Below are 16,482 nucleotides of genomic sequence, written 5' to 3' on the forward strand. Positions count from 1 at the left end.
TTTTTTTAAAACTCTTTCACTTTATCTCGTAACATCCTTGCTCTGAAGGGAATGTTCTTGATATTGCTGATAAATCTTGAAACAGGTAGGAGTGGAAATAAGGATCTCCAGTTAAACTGATTCCTTTATTTATTGCCGGACTTAAAACTTTAAGATGATAGTTTTCCTTTCGCGGATCTTCAAATTGAGGATCTGTATTTAACAGATTTCCATTTTCTGTGAAAGAAGCGTTATTTGATTTAATCAGGTTGTTTTGTAACCGGATGTTTAAAGGCAATGTGTTTTTCTTATCAATTTGAAGTTCATTATCTAAACTTCCCCAAACGATATTGTTTACCAGTTCTATTTTCAACTCAGCAGACTGAGATGAACTTTCAGTTTGATAATTGTCTGAAAAATAAACCGCCGGGCTTTGTCGCGGAAAATTAAAGTTTAATCCCGCAAGGGTATTTTGTTTAAAATCATAATTGCCTCCCAAAACAGCGTAAATTAAATATTGACCGCAATTGTAAATCAGATTGTTAAATGCTTTTATATCGGCATTGTAAAGCATTAATCCGCTTACTTCCATGTTTTTTAATATGCTGTTTGCCAGAATCAGTTTCGGCTCATTGTTTTCTGACAGTGAATCAACCCGTATGCCGGTAAGAGCATTTTTGATGCTTGTAAATTCGATGGAGTTACTTTTACTGCTTTTAAGGAAATGCAAACCTCCCCATTGTCCGGGTTCATCTCTGTAAATTTGTTCTGTGCGGTCAGAAGAAAATGTAACGCTGTCACCCACACTGCCTTTTACCTTTAAAGTACCCGCAATAAATAATTTAGAATCCTTATGAAAATAAATCCTTGCTCCCTTGGTAATATTTAATGTAATGTCCTTTTCAACCAATGCTGAATTATAAATTACATATGGTAGACTATCATCCCAGGTGCTATTTTGTGAAATGGTTTGAGCATCCAGAAAATTTGCATTTTGCCCGTAGGCAGCTAACTGAACTACCTGATGATTGCCATTTGTTGAAAATAAGAGTGAATCGCTAACGATAAAAGGGAGCATTGCAGAGCCGGGATTAATAGAAACTTTAATGAAAATATTTATAGAGTCTTTGCCCGAAATTTCAAGGTCATTTAGCTGGTTTGTTGCCTGTCCGTTAATATTGATTTGGTAAGGTGATGATGCTCCGCCCGAAAGCTTTATGCTGCTGATTCGTATCGCATTTTTATTGGGATTGTATACTTTCAAGCGACGTGTTGTAGATCCAATACTTGTAAATACGGTATCAAAGAGTATTGTATCAGACGAGAAGCTGAGTTTTGCAGAAGAATTTCTGGTAATTATTTCCTCCTTACGGCAGGCCGAAATTATTAAAACCATCAGAAATATTGCAAGAGGTAGGCGCATCTATACAAAGATGTTCAAAATAATCATTCTGCAAAAGCGATGGTTGCAATGCTGATCCGGATCTTTTGCAGTTTTAATAATACCAGGCTGCATGCTTCAAGGGTGGCGCCTGTAGTGATCACATCATCAACAAGCAAAATGTGTTTATCAATCAGCAGTTCCGGATGAGATATTGAAAAGGCTTCCTGCATGTTTTCAAATCTCGAAAAACGTGATTTTTTTGTTTGAGTTGCAGTATCAGATGCTCTTATTAAAGTATTTGCAGAAACAGGAACTTCTAAAACAGAAGATAGTCCATTTGCGATGAATTCACTTTGATTATATCCTCTCTTTATTTTCTTTTTAGGATGCAGTGGAACTGGAATAATTAAATCAGGTATTTGCCACTGGTCCGTTCTTTTCAAATCATGAGCATATAGCTCTCCTAACCTGAATCCGGTTTCGGGGCGTTTATTGTATTTTAGCTGATGCATCATGTTTTGTACTTTATTTCCTTTTTGAAAATAAACAAAAGCCGAAGCCTGTACAAAGGAGAAACGACCCCATAATTGCTTAGCAACCCGGTTTTCGGAATCCTGATGAAAATTTGTATAAGGCAAATGATAAATGCAGTCGGTACAAATTACCCTTTCGTGTTTAAAAAGATTTTTTCCGCAGGCTGTACACAAGTCAGGGAAAAATAAAGCAGTAAAATCCTGAAGATACTCCCTCACTAATTGCATTATTTAAGATAAGCTTTTGTTTTCGCTTTTCTATAATACGAATAGTCGTGAAAGAAATTTTTTTGGAGAATCAGTTTATGAGATTCTGCAAAATCATAAATCCACTTCACCAAAAATCTTAAAAGATGAGGATGTCAAATTCAGGCTTTCTCTTTAACAGCAAGCTGTCCGCAGGCAGCGTCGATATCTTTACCTCTGCTTCTTCTGATGTTTGTATTGATTCCCTGTTTGCGTAGATAATCGGCAAAAGCATCAATTTTATCAACTGCAGCATTCTGGTAATCGGCAAGCGAAATTGGATTGTATTCAATGATATTTACTTTGCAGGGTAAATGCCGGCAAAATCTGGCAAGTTCCATAGCATCTTCAATTTCATCATTAAAATTATCAAATACTATGTATTCATAAGTAACCGGATTTTTGGTTTTTGCATAGTAATATTTTAAAGCCTCGGCCAGCGCTTCGAGAGAATTTTGCTCGTTTATGGGCATAATTTCATTTCTCTTAATATCATTGGCCGCATGCAGGGATAAAGCCAGATTAAACCGAACCTGGTCATCGCCCAGCTTCTTTATCATCTTTGCAATGCCGGCGGTAGAAACAGTAATTCTTTTTGCAGCCATGTTTAGTCCGTCTTCGGAAGTAATCCGTTCGATGGATTTCATCACATTAGCGTAGTTAAGCAGGGGCTCACCCATGCCCATATAAACAATATTGCTAAGCGGAATCTGATAGTTTTCTTTTGATTGTTTATCGATGAGTACTACCTGATCATAAATTTCGTCTGGATTTAGATTTCGTTTACGATCCATATAGCCCGTGGCACAAAATTTACAGCTTAAACTGCATCCTACCTGCGAACTTACACAAGCTGTCATTCTTTCTGTAGCAGGAATTAATACTCCCTCAATAATATTTCCATCGTATAAACGGAACGTATTTTTAATAGTTCTGTCAGAGCTGAGCTGAGTTTGATCAACCACAATGTGATTAATTAAATAACCTTCTTTCAGCTTTTCACGTAATGATTTCGGAAGATTGCTCATTTCATCAAAACTGATGCATGATTTTGACCATAACCAGTCGTAAACTTGCTTTGCTCTGAAAACCGGTTCGCCAAGATTTGTAAAATGTTGTTTTAGCGTATCGATTGATAAACTGCGAATGTCAGTTTTCTTTAAAATGTTCATCGCGACAAAGTTACCTATTCTTGTTAGTTGTTAGGATAATAAATCAACTAATTAAATGTTAAAAATGCTTAAATGATATTGGGAACATATTATTTACCTTTTATTTATTCTAACTTTGCAGCTTGGTGAGTAAATTGATAGTAATAGTCTTTTCATAAGTTGATAATTTACTTTAAAAGATGATAAGAAATTTTTCTGCAGATTATATAATAACAGTTGCCGGAGAGCCATTGAAAAATGGTGTTGTATCGGTTAACGACGAGGGGGAGATCGTAAATATTTATAATGCCGATGATTTCGACACTAATTCTGGTGAGGTTGAAAAACATTCCGGAGTAATTGTGCCGGGTTTTGTAAATTCTCACTGCCATCTTGAACTTTCGCATTTAGAAGGAGTAATTCCTAAGGGTTTAAAACTGATTGCGTTTATCCGCGAAGTTTTAAAAAACCGGAAGGCGGATGAAAGCAGGATTATAGAATGCATGGAAAAAGCTGACAAGTTGATGTACCAGAATGGTATTGTGGCTGTTGGTGATATTTCGAGTACAAACCTCTCAAAAAATATTAAAGAAAAGAGCAGCATATATTACCACACCTATGTAGAAGTTTTGGGGTTTGATCCCGAAAAGGCAGAAGATGTGTTTAACAAAGGTTTAGAATTAAAAAATGAATTCTATCCGCTGAGCACTTCATTAACCATGCACGCTCCTTATTCAGTTTCCAAAGAACTTTTTAAGCTCTTTAAAAATTACTATGCCGATCAGACAAATCTGCTAAGTTTACATAATCAGGAAAGTGAAGAGGAAAATAAGCTTTATCGTTATAAAACAGGCGAATTCATCGATTTTTATGAATCTATGGATATTTCTATTGATTACTTTAAACCTCAGGCACGTAATTCTTTGCAGTCAGTAATTCCTTTACTGGCAAAAGATCAAAAAATTCTGATGGTTCACAATACGTTTACCAGTCTTAAAGATTTGTATTTTGTCGGCCGTTTCGGACGGGATGTTTCCTGGTGCTTTTGCCCCAATGCAAACCTTCATATTGAAGGTAGATTGCCGAAAATTCCAATGTTCATGTCGCATGATTTCAATATTACCTTAGGAACAGACAGCTTCGCATCCAACGATCAGCTGGATATACTGGCCGAGATGAAGGCTGTTGCAACTGGTTTTCCTACAATTCCTTTAGAAACGCTAATTCAATGGTCTACCTTAAACGGAGCCAAGTTTCTGGGCATTGATCAGGATTTTGGTTCTATAGAAAAAGGGAAAAAGCCGGGACTGAATCTGATCAGCAATGTAAAGGCAATGAAGTTGTCACCTCAATCAGGGGTTCAAAAACTTATTTAGTATCTGTAAAAATCCTATTTTGCAGCAATGAATCCTATTCTAAATTTATTTGGGATTAAATACCCGATTATTCAGGCAGGCATGATTTGGTGCAGTGGCTGGAAACTGGCCTCTGCGGTATCTAATGCCGGCGGATTAGGTTTGCTTGGTGCAGGCTCTATGTATCCGGATGTTTTACGGGATCATATCCGCAAATGTAAAGCAGCAACTACCAACCCTTTTGGTGTAAACGTTCCTTTACTTTATCCTGATATTTACCTGATAATGCAAATTATTGTGGAGGAAGGCGTTGAAATTGTGTTTACATCTGCCGGCAATCCTGCAAACTGGACTGGTTTCTTAAAAGAGAAAGGAATTCGGGTTGTACATGTTGTATCTAACATAAAATTTGCCAGAAAAGCAGAAGAATGTGGTGTTGATGCAATTGTAGCCGAAGGGTTTGAGGCTGGTGGTCATAATGGGCGTGAAGAAACCACTACACTGTGTTTAATTCCTATGATTCGCGAAAGCGTAAAAATACCATTGATTGCCGCAGGTGGAATTGGTGGAGGTAAATCTATGCTTGCTGCGATAGCTCTTGGAGCCGATGCCGTTCAGATAGGTTCGTTATTTGCTGCTTCGGAAGAATCGTCGGCTCATCCTGATTTTAAAAATGTTATTATCAACGCTGCAGAAGGAGATACAAAGCTGAGCATGAAATCTGTAATTCCTGTTAGACTGGTTAAAAATGATTTTTTTGAACAGGTTGAAAATGCAGAAGCAAGAGGCGCAACTAAGGAGGAACTTGTTAGCTTACTGGGGCGTGGCCGTGCCAAGCGGGGAATGTTTGAAGGAGACCTGGTAGAAGGCGAGCTGGAAATAGGTCAGGTTTCGGCATTAATTCATCATATAAAACCTGCTGCTCAAATATTAAATGAAACCTGGACTGAATTTATTAACCGCAGGGAGCAAATCTGCAAATTGAATTTTTAAGCCCGAAATTTCCTGAGTATATGAAAATCAGAATGGAATCGCTTAATAACTTTTATTTTACGTCATACTGCATATATCTATTTTAATGAAGCATTTAAATATTCGAATTTTTGGCAAAGTGCAAGGTGTTTTTTATCGTGCTACTTCCAAAATTGTTGCAGATCAGCTGGGTGTAAAAGGTTTTGTTAAAAATGAACCCGACGGATCGGTTTATATGGAAGCAGAAGCTGATGATTTTGAAATGGAACTTTTTCTTGAATTTTGTAATAAAGGTTCTGATAAGGCAATAGTTGATAAAATAGAAACCAGCGAAGCTCCTGTAAAAAACTATCGTAATTTTGAAGTGGTCAAAAAAAATCTTTCTTAATAAGATTTATGATCTTATCTAAAATCCCTTGATAATTTGTCGACATTAAGAAAATTTGCAGGTCAGACCATCATTTATGGTGCAAGTACCATTATAGCCAGGCTGCTGAATTTTATCCTGACTCCCATTTTTACCCGAATTTACCCCGCTAAAGTGTACGGGATCTTTACGTACATGTACAGCTGGGCATCTATGCTAAATGCAGTTTTGGCCTTTGGTATGGAAACTACTTTTTTCCGGTATCTTAATAAACATGAGGATGAGAAAGACAAAGTTTACAACAATACCTTTCTGACCATTGTAATTACCTCATTCTTATTTCTTCTGTTTACATTTCTTTTTGTAGATGATATTGCAGCATGGATGCAGCGGGGTAAAGAGGTAAATAAAGATTATGCACTTTATGTAAAATATTTTGTTTACATCCTGCTGGCAGATGCTTTGGCAGTAATTCCATTTGCTAAAATACGGGCCGATGGACGGCCTTTAAGATATGGCCTTATCAAACTCGTTAATATTTTAACATTTATAGGATTCAATTTCCTCTTCATATTTATTATTCCCTACATAATTAAAACGCAGGGCTTCGGTGCAGATTTTTTAGCTGTATGGTTCAAACCTCAGTGGGTTGGCTATGTTTTTTTATCCAATTTAATTGCCAGTATTGTTACTTTGATCTTGTTGCTGCCTGAGCTGTTACAACTTCGGTTAAAATTTGAGCCGCGTATTGTAAAAGAAATGCTCATTTACAGTTTTCCGGTACTTGTAGCCAACATCTCTTTTATAATTAATGAGAATGTTGATAAAATATTTTTAGGCATGCTGTTGCCGGCTGAAATAAGCGAAACAGAAGTTGGAATTTATGGAGCCTGTGCTAAACTGGCTATTTTTCTGAGTATTTTTGTGCAGGCATTCCGTCTTGGTGCCGAGCCTTTTTTCTTCGGTCATGCCAAAGAGAAAAATTCGGGAGAGACTTATGCACGTATCATGACCTGGTTTGTTATAGCAGTTTCTTTAATATTTGTAGCACTATCGGCGAACATAGAGATATTGAAATATTTTATAGGAGGAGGAGATGAACAACAGCAGTCATTGTACTGGTCGGGTTTAAAAATTGTACCGGTTCTGCTATTTGGTTATGCCAGTTTGGGGATATATATGAACTTATCTATCTGGTACAAATTATCTGATCAAACACGATTTGGATTATACATTTCTTTAATCGCAGCCGTTTTAACTATTGTATTAAACCTGATATTTATTCCAAAATACAGCTATGTGGCGTCGGCCTGGATATCTTTGACCGCTTATGCAAGTATGATGATTATGTCTTATTATTTGGGACAAAAAAATTATCCAATACCATATAATGTTAAAAAGAATATATCCTACCTGCTCGTTTCTGCAGTTCTGGTGTATATATCTTTCAGTATTTTTAATCGCGATCTGATCATTGGAAACAGTATATTTCTGTTGTTTGCAGTCGCCACATTTTATTTAGAACGCAAAGAAGTCAAACTATTATTACGCTCATAATGAATATCAGAATCATCAATAAATCTTCAAATAGGCTTCCTGCATACGAAACAGAATCATCGGCCGGTATGGATCTTCGCTCAGAGCTTGCAGAGCAAGTTATACTAAAACCGATGCAACGATTATTAATTCCTACAGGTTTGTTTATCGAATTGCCTAAAGGATACGAAGCACAGATTCGTCCCAGAAGCGGACTGGCTCTAAAACACGGAATTACAATATTAAATTCACCCGGAACAATTGATGCGGATTACCGGGGCGAAATAAAAGTTTTATTAATAAATCTGTCTGATACAGATTTCGAAGTTAATCACGGCGATCGCATTGCACAGATGATCATTGCCAGTCACGAGCAAGTAAACTGGAATGAGGTCGAACTTCTTTCAGAAACTGTAAGAGGTGCTGGCGGGTATGGTCATACAGGATTATAAAAATGATTAAAGGATTTATTCTAATATTTTTATTAGGCGCTTCAGCAACTTACTGTATTGCACAGCATAATAAGGCAAAGTCGGCAGCTATTATTGTGACAGGAAAAGTTCTAAGTCAGGCAGACAGCAATTTGGTTAAAGAGCTATTTTTTGACGGATTGCATGAAAAAATTGTGAACAATTTTCAGAGAGCAAGCACTAATTTCAATAAGGTTTTAGAAATTGATCCCGCCAACGATGCAGCAATGTATGAACTGGCAAATATTTATCACACCCAAAATCAGGAGGCGGATGCCGAGCGCCTCATTCGTATGGCCGTAACCGTTCAGCCCGAAAACAACTGGTACTGGCTTTTGCTTGCCGATATTTATAAGCAAACCCAAAACATGGCTCAGCTGGTTCCCGTGTTTGATGAGCTGATCCGACTTTCTCCGGCCAACGAAGACAATTATTTTGATAAGGCGAATGCTTTGTTGATGCAAAACAAAGTGAATGAAGCCACAGCGGTTTACAATAGCATCGAAAAGTTGTATGGTTCGTCAGAAGATCTTTCGAATGCTCGCCAGAGAATTCTTATACAGCAGGGGAAACCCGGTAAAGCAGCTGCTGAACTGGAAAAATTAGTGATTTCTAATCCCAGCGATTTGGGTAATTATCTGAGCCTTTCAGAAATTTATGCAAAGTCAGGAAAACGTGATCAGGCAATTGCCGTTTTACAAAAGGCCGCTCTTGCAGATCCGGCTAATGCATTAGTAAGGCTTAGCCTGGCAGATCATTACCGTGCTTTGAATAAGCCGGACGATGCTTTTATAGAATTAAAAGTGGCATTTGCAGATCCCAACCTAAATATTGATGATAAAGTACGGATAATTTTATCCTTCTTTCCGCAATTTGCAGACTATAAAGCACGGGCTTATGCCGATGAATTAGCATCGATAACGGCAAAAACTCATCCGGATGATCCGAAAGCATTTTCGGTTTACGGTGATGTACTTTATCAGGAGCAAAAATATTCTGAAGCGAAAGAAGAATATAAAAAAGCACTGGTTTTAAACGATCAGGTTTATCAAATCTGGGAACAGGTACTTCGTATAGATATTACAGAAAGTAAATTTAAAGACGCAATTACTGATGGAGAAGCGGCTCTGGCTATTTTTCCTAATCAGGCTCCTTTGTATTTATTCAGCAGCATTGCTTATGCGCAATCAGGAAATCATGAAAAGGCAATTGCATATCTTAAAAATGCTGCTGACTTAGAAACTGAAAATAAAGACGTTATTTCCCAAATATTTTCGGGAATGGGCGATTCATATAATGCCTTAAAGCGTTACAGCGAATCGGATCAGGCCTATGAAAAAGCACTTGCAGCAGATCCTGATAATAGTTACACCCTCAACAATTATGCATATTATTTATCGTTAAGGGGAGAAAATCTTGAGAAAGCAGCTAAAATGTCTAAAAGATCAATAGAGCTTGATCCGGGCAATTCATCTTCTGAAGATACCTATGCCTGGATATTATTCAGACTTAAAAAATATGCGGATGCATTGATTTGGATAGAGAAAGCTATGATTAGTGGGAAAGTTGTTAATGCTGTTCAATTGGAACATTATGGAGATATTTTGTTCTTTCTGGGAAATAAGGAACAGGCTTTGCTGCAATGGACTAAAGCCAGACAAGCTGGCTCCGCATCGGAGAAGTTAAATCAGAAAATTAATGAAAAGAAATATATCGAATAGTTTATTGTTTATCCTCACTCTTTCGGTGATGCTGAGCTGTAAATCTAAAAAGGAAATAGTTAAGGCTGTAGATAAGCCTGTACCCGCAGCCGAGAATTCTTCTAAAAGAGATAAACTGGCGGCTATTAATAACAGTCAGACAGATTTTAATTCAATTTCCATACGCTCTAAAGCTAATTTAAGTATTAACAACAACAGCAATGATGTAAGTATGAATATCCGCATCCGCAAAGATCAGGCGATATGGGTTTCTGTTACGGCGCTGGCCGGCCTTGAAGTGGCTAGAGCCTTAATTACACCAGACAGTATTAAAATTATAAATCGTTGGGAAAGTACATACATTCAAAAGCCTTTCAGCTATATGTATGAGTTTACCAATGAGCAGCTCAATTTTGGAACCTTGCAATCCATCCTGGTAGGAAATACGATTAAAGAATTTGTAACAGATAGTTCCAGAATCGATTTAAATGGCGGACAAACAAAGTTAAGCGGCATTATCAGATCTCTGGCTTACAGCATGCTGATTAATGAAAATAATAAAATTTTTCAAACCTCATTGCAGGATGATCAGGCAGGGCAATCTCTACAGATCGGCTATGCTGATTTTGCAATTGTTTCGGGTCAGCAGATGCCTCAGTCTGTAAATATCAACTCTAAAGCAGACCGTAAAAATATACAGCTGGAGATGAAATACAGCAAAGTAGAAATTGATCAGAACTTTGAAATTCCCTTTACTGTGCCGAAAAGATTTTCTGTGAAAGATTAAATTAGATACATTTGCTTCAATGAGGTTGCTTAAATTTATTATATTTCTTGTCATTTTAGGGTTTTCGGGCCAGGTTTTCGGTCAAAGCAGTTCAGAGCTTAAAAGGCGAAAAGAGGCGTTGTCACGCGAAATTGAAACGCTTAACCGCAGCTTACGTAAAACATCCAGCAATAAAAGTTTATCCTTAAAACAGATTAAAACATTAACGGCGCAAATAAGATTGCGGGAGGAAAAAATCAATACCATTAACTCCGAAGTTAGGCTGCTTGATAATCAGATATCTGATAACACCAGTACTGTTCGCTCACTTCAGTCGCAGTTAAATCAGCTAAAGAAGGAATATGCAGCCATGGTTTTATTTGCATTCAGAAACCAGAGTTCATACAGCAAGCTGATGTTTATCTTTGCTTCCGCGGATTTTAATCAGGCGTACAAGCGGATGAAATATCTGCAGCAATTCAGTACATACCGTAAAAAGCAGGCTCAATATATCGAGGGAACTAAAAAAGATCTCAACTCAAAAATTGTTGAGCTAGATCACAACAAGCGTGAGAAATTTAGTCTTCTAAATGATCAGGAAAAAGAGAAAGAAACGCTGGGTAGCGAGAAAAACAAAAAATCTAAGGTTTTAAGCGGGCTTAGCAAGCAGGAGAAAAAATTAAAGCAGGAGCTTACTCAGAAACAGAGAGAATCTGCCAGATTGAATCGTGCTATTCAGAATGCGATCAACAAGGAAATTGAAGATGCCCGCCGTCGTGCAGAAGCCGCAGCCCGTGCCGCAGCAGCAAAAGCAAAAGAAGAAAATAAGGATGCACCTACAGCAAAACCTATTGCCAAAGGATCAAGTGTATTGGCGTCAACTCCTGAGGCCGCAAAATTGTCTTCAGACTTTTTAGGGAACAGAGGAAGATTGCCATGGCCGGTTGCAAGCGGAATTATTACAGAAGGTTTTGGTATTCATAAATACGGAGCTAACGTAACCACAGAAAATAACGGAGTAGATATAAAAACCGCTGAAGGTGCCAGTGTTCGGGCGGTGTTTTCCGGAGAAATTGCAGCCGTACAAAACTTTGCAGGCTCATATGCCGTATTGATAAGACACGGGGAATATTTTACGGTTTATTCTAATTTAAAATCAGTAAGTGTATCCCGGGGACAAAAAGTTTCAATTAAGCAGGCTATAGGTACAGTTATAACAGATCCGAATGATGGAACAACGGAAGTGCATTTTGAAATTAGAAAAGGCGCTAATCCAATGAATCCGTCAAGCTGGCTTGCTAACTAATTGAAAATATGAATTTAGAAAATGTCTATATTTGTAAACTGATTTAAATTTAATAATATGTATAGTTCAACATTATTATTTATGAACATGGGTACACCGGAAATTCTGGTAATCATGTTTGTGGTGTTACTTTTATTCGGAGGTAAAAAGCTGCCTGAATTAGCCAGAGGCTTGGGTAAAGGTATTCGTGAATTTAAAGATGCCTCTGATGGTGTTAAAAGAGAAATCCATAATAATATAAATAGCGTAAATAGCGGTATTGATTTGAATGGTCCGGCTAAGAAAGATGACACTATTTTTCCTGAAGACGATCAATCAACTACAGAAACCCTAAAACCGCAAATTAAATAAAATATCATGTTCAATTCAATCTTGTTAATCGGTTTCGGCGCTACAGAGATCATCCTGATTATAGTAGTTGTTTTACTATTATTCGGAGGTAAAAAAATTCCTGAATTAATGCGTGGAATGGGAAAAGGCATTAAAGAATTTAAAAGTGCTCAGAGCGGAGATGAAAATACTCCTGCTGATGAGGATCGGAAAGCTCATTAAGCTTATTGTTAACTAATTATAACGCCTTCTGGAAACTTGCTAATAGTAATTTTTCAGAAGGCTTTTTTATGCAGAATAATTATCAATTTGAGATTGTAATAAAATCAAGTTTGTATATTCTATGTAATATTTCTGTTAATAATCCGTTACGTTTAGAGTTTCATTTTTTACGCAAAGGCATTTCCTTTTAGATAAGAAACTTTCAAAAGTTATAAATACTTAGTAGCTTAGGTTTTGTAATCTTAAAAATTTAGTGAAGGGGGAACCCAAATGGGTTAAAAATTAAATATTATGATGAAAAAAACAATGGCTTTTGCCTTGTTTATATTCTCTGCTGCCAGTGTTTTTGCAGCTCCGGAATTCAACAACGTGCAAGACTCTATTCACCGGTCAGAAGAAAGATCTCCCGGGCAAAAAGATACCTTATTTGTATCTGCCCTTCCTCAAAATCCTCTTTTATCCTATCAAAGTTTAATTTATAAAAAGCGTCTTGATTCATTGAAAATGTCTGTGCCAATGGACTATAATGAGCATGTTCAGAATTACATTGATTTATATGTATTCAACCGTAAGGATCAGATTGCTAAAATGCTTGGTTTGTCTAAATATTATTTCCCGATTTTTGAAAAATCGCTTATGGAAATTGGAGTGCCCGATGAAATAAAGTTTATTTCGGTTATAGAATCAGCATTAAATCCCAATGCAGTCTCCAGATCAGGAGCGGTAGGTCCCTGGCAATTTATGTATACTACAGCTAAAGGTTATGGATTAGTAATGGATAGTTATGTAGATGAGCGCAAAGATCCTGTGCAGGCAAGTTATGCTGCTGCACGCTATCTTAAAGATTCATATAATCGTTTTGGAGATTGGCTGCTGGCAATAGCTGCTTATAATTGCGGCTCCGGAGCTGTAGGCCGTGCTATTACAAAAGCAGGAGGAAAGGCAGACTTTTGGGCTATTCGTCCATATTTGCCTCGTGAAACGCAAAACTATGTTCCGGCATTTATCGCTACCGCATATGCCATGAACTATTATGCAAAGCATGATATTAATCCGGCTATGGCATCTTTTAATATTTTTACAGATGCAGTTGATGTAACAAAATTTATTTCCCTCTCCAACATAGCTCGTGCGGTTGAAGTGGATATTAAAGAGCTACGTCTTCTCAATCCTTCATATAAAAAAGATATTGTAAACGGATCTGTAAAATCACCCAAAACATTGATAATACCTTCTATAGATAAACAGCTTTATTCTTCACTCTATAATTTGCTTAATCCGGAAACGGACAACGAACCGGCAATTATCGCCGCAAGCTTAAATTCGCCATCAGGTTCCCCTGCTTCCGTAAATACTTTCCATCGCGTTACAGAAGGTCAAACTTTGGCTATGGTGGCTAATCAGTATGGTGTCGAAGTTCAGGATTTGAAAGTTTGGAATAATTTAAAAATAATGCAGATTGTTCCCGGTCAGCAAATTCGGGTCAAGGCTTTTAAATCAACTGTTACAGCTCAAAAGTCAGATCCTCTTTACAAAATTTACATTGTTAAAGCGGGAGATACCTTGGCAGAAATTGCCAACCGCTTTAATGGAACCAGTGTTTCCAAGTTAAAAGCTCTAAACGGATTAAAATCTTCTGCGCTTCAGCCGGGCATGCGCTTAAAGGTTAATCAAAGTTTGTAATTCTGTAAAAATGCAGTTTTGCCAGACCTGATTTTTTTTTAATTAGGGCAATTGGCCTGCGGTATTTTTATTGCGGAAGCTGCAGCTGCTTTTTTCATAACCCAATCCCGAAAAGAATTGTAATTTTGCGCCTCTCACCAATTTCTCAATTAATGAGTAAGACTAATCGAAAACAAGACGCACTGGACTATCACTCACAAGGACGTCCCGGAAAAATTCAAGTTGTATCTACAAAACCTACTAATTCTCAGCGTGACCTGGCCCTGGCTTATTCGCCCGGTGTTGCAGAGCCCTGCTTAAGAATTGCCGAAAATAAAGAGGATGTTTATAAATATACTGCCAAAGGAAACCTTGTTGCAGTAATCAGTAATGGTACTGCTGTTTTAGGCTTAGGGGATATTGGTCCGGAAGCAGGCAAGCCGGTAATGGAAGGAAAAGGGATCCTGTTTAAAATATTTGCCGATATAGACGTTTTTGACCTTGAATTGGATGTTAAAAATATTGATGAATTTGTCAAAATTGTAAAGGCCTTGGAGCCCACTTTTGGCGGAATTAATCTGGAAGACATAAAAGCACCGGAATGTTTTGAAATTGAGCGGCGTTTAAAAGAGGAAATGAGTATTCCGGTAATGCATGATGATCAGCACGGCACGGCAATTATTTCTTCAGCAGCCTTGATTAATGCCTGCGAAATTCAAAAGAAAAAGCTCGACAAAGTTAAAATCGTAATTAATGGTGCAGGCGCTGCAGCCATTTCTTGTACCCGCCTCTATGTAAGTTTGGGTGCAAGGTTAGAAAATATTGTTATGCTAGATCGTAGCGGTGTTATCCGTTCGGATCGGGCAAATCTGGAAGGTACCAAAAAAGAGTTTGCTACCCTTCGCAAAATAAATACGCTTGAAGAAGCTGTAAAAGATGCAGATGTATTTATTGGTCTGTCATCACCGGATGTTTTAACTGCTAACATGTTAAAGACAATGGCTAAAAACCCGATTGTATTTGCTATGGCAAATCCGGATCCGGAGATTAGTTACGAACTGGCAGTGAAAACCCGTAAGGATATTATTATGGCCACAGGCCGTTCTGACTATCCAAACCAGGTGAATAATGTGTTGGGCTTCCCGTACATTTTCAGAGGGGCTTTGGATGTAAGAGCTACCGCGATAAATGAAGAAATGAAAATTGCCGCGGTTAAGGCAATTGCCGAACTGGCTAAAAAGCCCGTTCCTGAAGCAGTAAACCTGGCATATAATACCAAAAACCTGAAGTTTGGAAAAGATTATATTATTCCTAAGCCGATCGATTTCCGGTTAATTACCACAGTTTCTCCGGCTGTTGCAAAAGCCGCGATAGATTCGGGCGTTTCCCGCAAAATCATTACCAATTGGGATGCTTACAGAGATGAATTAAAAACACGTCTCGGTGTTGATGATGCACTATTACGGGCAGTTACCAATAAAGCCAAGTCGGCTCCTAAACGCATCGTCTTTGCTGAAGCAGATAACTATAAAATTTTAAAAGCTGCGCAGATTGTAAGAGAAGAAGGAATTGCTGTTCCGATTTTATTGGGAGATAAGGAGAAGATTAAACAGATCATTCGCGAAAACGAATTAGAACTCGAAGGAGTGGAGATAATAAATCCCCATGAGGAAATTGAAAAAACAGCAAAGTATGCTGAGTATCTTTTTCTTAAGCGCCAGCGCCGCGGATTAACGCTTTTTGAAGCTAAAAAATTAATGCGTGACCGTAATTATTACGGATCTTCCATGGTTCAGTTTGGCGAAGCCGATGCTTTAATTTCGGGTCTGACCAAAAATTACGCAACCACCATTAAGCCTGCCCTGCAAATTATTGGTACAGAAGAAGGAGTTAAACGGGTTGCCGGTATGTATATGATGCTTACCAAAAAAGGACCTGTATTCTTTGGCGATACTACAGTAACGGTTGATCCAACGGTAGAAGAACTGGTAGATATTACGGTATTGCTTGATCACTCTGTTAAGAAATTTAATATCGCTCCCCGCATTGCCATGTTATCTTATTCTAATTTCGGATCTAACATGGGCATCATACCTGAAAAAACCCGTCGTGCAGTAAAAGTACTTCACGATAAGTATCCTGAAATAATTGTTGACGGAGAAATGCAGGCTAATTTTGCGATGAATACTGAATTGTTGCATGATAATTTTCCGTTCAGTACTTTAAACGGTGCTCCGGCAAATGTGCTGGTTTTTCCAAATCTGGAATCCGGAAACATTGCCTACAAATTATTGCAGGAACTGGGTGGGGCCGAAGCGGTTGGCCCAATTCTGCTGGGTTTGAATAAACCGGTGCATGTTTTACAACTCGGAAGTTCAGTTCGCGAAATTGTAAATATGGTGACTATTGCCGTGGTAGATGTTCAGGCTAAAGAAGCTGAAGATGAAACCGTACGTAAAAAAGGATTATTTAATCGCATACGCAAACCTGTTAAAGCATAAAA

15 protein-coding genes are annotated in these 16,482 nt (G+C 37.8%); 12 read left to right on the top strand and 3 right to left on the bottom strand.

The features are described 5' to 3' along the window. Nucleotides 1-16 precede the first annotated feature (16 nt). From G521_RS16615 to rlmN, 3 genes are all read right to left on the bottom strand, one after another. Entirely contained in the window at nucleotides 17-1,375 is a 1,359-nt protein-coding gene (locus G521_RS16615; RefSeq protein ID WP_155975677.1) for a hypothetical protein, read from the bottom strand. A gap of 50 nt (nucleotides 1,376-1,425) precedes the next feature. Further along, entirely contained in the window at nucleotides 1,426-2,124 is a 699-nt protein-coding gene (locus G521_RS0106175) for a ComF family protein (RefSeq protein ID WP_026897767.1), read from the bottom strand. 140 nt (nucleotides 2,125-2,264) lie between these two features. Next, nucleotides 2,265-3,314, bottom strand: coding sequence for a 23S rRNA (adenine(2503)-C(2))-methyltransferase RlmN (gene rlmN / locus G521_RS0106180; RefSeq protein ID WP_026897768.1), 1,050 nt, complete (start codon nucleotides 3,312-3,314; stop codon nucleotides 2,265-2,267). Between the two features lie 179 nt (nucleotides 3,315-3,493). Here rlmN and G521_RS0106185 point away from each other — a divergent pair, with 179 nt between their 5' ends. The 12 genes from G521_RS0106185 (at nucleotide 3,494) to G521_RS0106240 (ending at nucleotide 16,480) form a co-directional block, all read left to right on the top strand. After that, entirely contained in the window at nucleotides 3,494-4,669 is a 1,176-nt protein-coding gene (locus G521_RS0106185) for an amidohydrolase family protein (protein ID WP_026897769.1), read from the top strand. A 27-nt stretch (nucleotides 4,670-4,696) separates the two neighbouring features. Then, nucleotides 4,697-5,641 (top strand): NAD(P)H-dependent flavin oxidoreductase, encoded by a 945-nt coding sequence (locus G521_RS0106190; RefSeq protein WP_026897770.1) that lies wholly within the window; start codon nucleotides 4,697-4,699, stop codon nucleotides 5,639-5,641. Between the two features lie 85 nt (nucleotides 5,642-5,726). Further along, the gene (locus tag G521_RS0106195) at nucleotides 5,727-6,008 is read left to right on the top strand and encodes an acylphosphatase (protein ID WP_026897771.1); all 282 of its coding nucleotides are present in this window, start codon (nucleotides 5,727-5,729) and stop codon (nucleotides 6,006-6,008) included. A 36-nt stretch (nucleotides 6,009-6,044) separates the two neighbouring features. After that, nucleotides 6,045-7,544, top strand: a complete 1,500-nt coding sequence (locus tag G521_RS0106200) for an oligosaccharide flippase family protein (protein WP_026897772.1) — start codon at nucleotides 6,045-6,047, stop codon at nucleotides 7,542-7,544. Beyond that, nucleotides 7,544-7,975 carry a dUTP diphosphatase gene (gene dut / locus G521_RS0106205; RefSeq protein WP_026897773.1) on the top strand — a complete coding sequence of 144 codons (432 nt, stop codon included), beginning with the start codon at nucleotides 7,544-7,546 and terminating at the stop codon, nucleotides 7,973-7,975. The genes G521_RS0106200 and dut overlap by 1 nt, the downstream gene beginning before the upstream one ends. Before the next feature lie 2 nt (nucleotides 7,976-7,977). Then, entirely contained in the window at nucleotides 7,978-9,714 is a 1,737-nt protein-coding gene (locus tag G521_RS0106210) for a tetratricopeptide repeat protein (RefSeq protein WP_026897774.1), read from the top strand. Continuing rightward, a complete protein-coding gene (locus G521_RS0106215) occupies nucleotides 9,692-10,480 on the top strand; it encodes a DUF4292 domain-containing protein (protein ID WP_026897775.1) in 789 nt (262 codons plus the stop codon). The genes G521_RS0106210 and G521_RS0106215 overlap by 23 nt, the downstream gene beginning before the upstream one ends. A gap of 19 nt (nucleotides 10,481-10,499) precedes the next feature. Then, nucleotides 10,500-11,765, top strand: coding sequence for a murein hydrolase activator EnvC family protein (locus tag G521_RS0106220; RefSeq protein ID WP_026897776.1), 1,266 nt, complete (start codon nucleotides 10,500-10,502; stop codon nucleotides 11,763-11,765). A 57-nt stretch (nucleotides 11,766-11,822) separates the two neighbouring features. Then, nucleotides 11,823-12,116: a Sec-independent protein translocase subunit TatA/TatB gene (locus tag G521_RS16620; RefSeq protein WP_081675020.1), complete on the top strand. Its 294-nt coding sequence runs from the start codon at nucleotides 11,823-11,825 to the stop codon at nucleotides 12,114-12,116. 6 nt (nucleotides 12,117-12,122) lie between these two features. Then, a complete protein-coding gene (locus tag G521_RS0106230) occupies nucleotides 12,123-12,317 on the top strand; it encodes a twin-arginine translocase TatA/TatE family subunit (RefSeq protein ID WP_026897777.1) in 195 nt (64 codons plus the stop codon). A 291-nt stretch (nucleotides 12,318-12,608) separates the two neighbouring features. After that, complete coding sequence (locus G521_RS16625; RefSeq protein WP_051189519.1) at nucleotides 12,609-14,000, top strand: lytic transglycosylase domain-containing protein; 1,392 nt, start codon at nucleotides 12,609-12,611, stop codon at nucleotides 13,998-14,000. Nucleotides 14,001-14,152: 152 nt separating this feature from the next. Next, a complete protein-coding gene (locus tag G521_RS0106240; RefSeq protein WP_026897778.1) occupies nucleotides 14,153-16,480 on the top strand; it encodes an NADP-dependent malic enzyme in 2,328 nt (775 codons plus the stop codon). Nucleotides 16,481-16,482: the final 2 nt, after the last annotated feature.

Origin of the sequence: Daejeonella oryzae DSM 19973 (assembly GCF_000422945.1) — a bacterium.
Classification (GTDB): Bacteria; Bacteroidota; Bacteroidia; order Sphingobacteriales; family Sphingobacteriaceae; genus Daejeonella; species Daejeonella oryzae.

Excerpts from the sequence above, each read along its gene's own strand:
- G521_RS16615 (WP_155975677.1), bottom strand. The coding sequence starts at position 1,375 with ATGGTTTTAATAATTTCGGCCTGCCGTAAGGAGGAAATAATTACCAGA.
- G521_RS0106175 (WP_026897767.1), bottom strand. The coding sequence starts at position 2,124 with ATGCAATTAGTGAGGGAGTATCTTCAGGATTTTACTGCTTTATTTTTC.
- rlmN (WP_026897768.1), bottom strand. The coding sequence starts at position 3,314 with ATGAACATTTTAAAGAAAACTGACATTCGCAGTTTATCAATCGATACG.
- G521_RS0106185 (WP_026897769.1), top strand. The coding sequence starts at position 3,494 with ATGATAAGAAATTTTTCTGCAGATTATATAATAACAGTTGCCGGAGAG.
- G521_RS0106190 (WP_026897770.1), top strand. The coding sequence starts at position 4,697 with ATGAATCCTATTCTAAATTTATTTGGGATTAAATACCCGATTATTCAG.
- G521_RS0106195 (WP_026897771.1), top strand. The coding sequence starts at position 5,727 with ATGAAGCATTTAAATATTCGAATTTTTGGCAAAGTGCAAGGTGTTTTT.
- dut (WP_026897773.1), top strand. The coding sequence starts at position 7,544 with ATGAATATCAGAATCATCAATAAATCTTCAAATAGGCTTCCTGCATAC.
- G521_RS0106210 (WP_026897774.1), top strand. The coding sequence starts at position 7,978 with ATGATTAAAGGATTTATTCTAATATTTTTATTAGGCGCTTCAGCAACT.
- G521_RS0106215 (WP_026897775.1), top strand. The coding sequence starts at position 9,692 with ATGAAAAGAAATATATCGAATAGTTTATTGTTTATCCTCACTCTTTCG.
- G521_RS0106220 (WP_026897776.1), top strand. The coding sequence starts at position 10,500 with ATGAGGTTGCTTAAATTTATTATATTTCTTGTCATTTTAGGGTTTTCG.
- G521_RS16620 (WP_081675020.1), top strand. The coding sequence starts at position 11,823 with ATGTATAGTTCAACATTATTATTTATGAACATGGGTACACCGGAAATT.
- G521_RS0106230 (WP_026897777.1), top strand. The coding sequence starts at position 12,123 with ATGTTCAATTCAATCTTGTTAATCGGTTTCGGCGCTACAGAGATCATC.
- G521_RS16625 (WP_051189519.1), top strand. The coding sequence starts at position 12,609 with ATGATGAAAAAAACAATGGCTTTTGCCTTGTTTATATTCTCTGCTGCC.
- G521_RS0106240 (WP_026897778.1), top strand. The coding sequence starts at position 14,153 with ATGAGTAAGACTAATCGAAAACAAGACGCACTGGACTATCACTCACAA.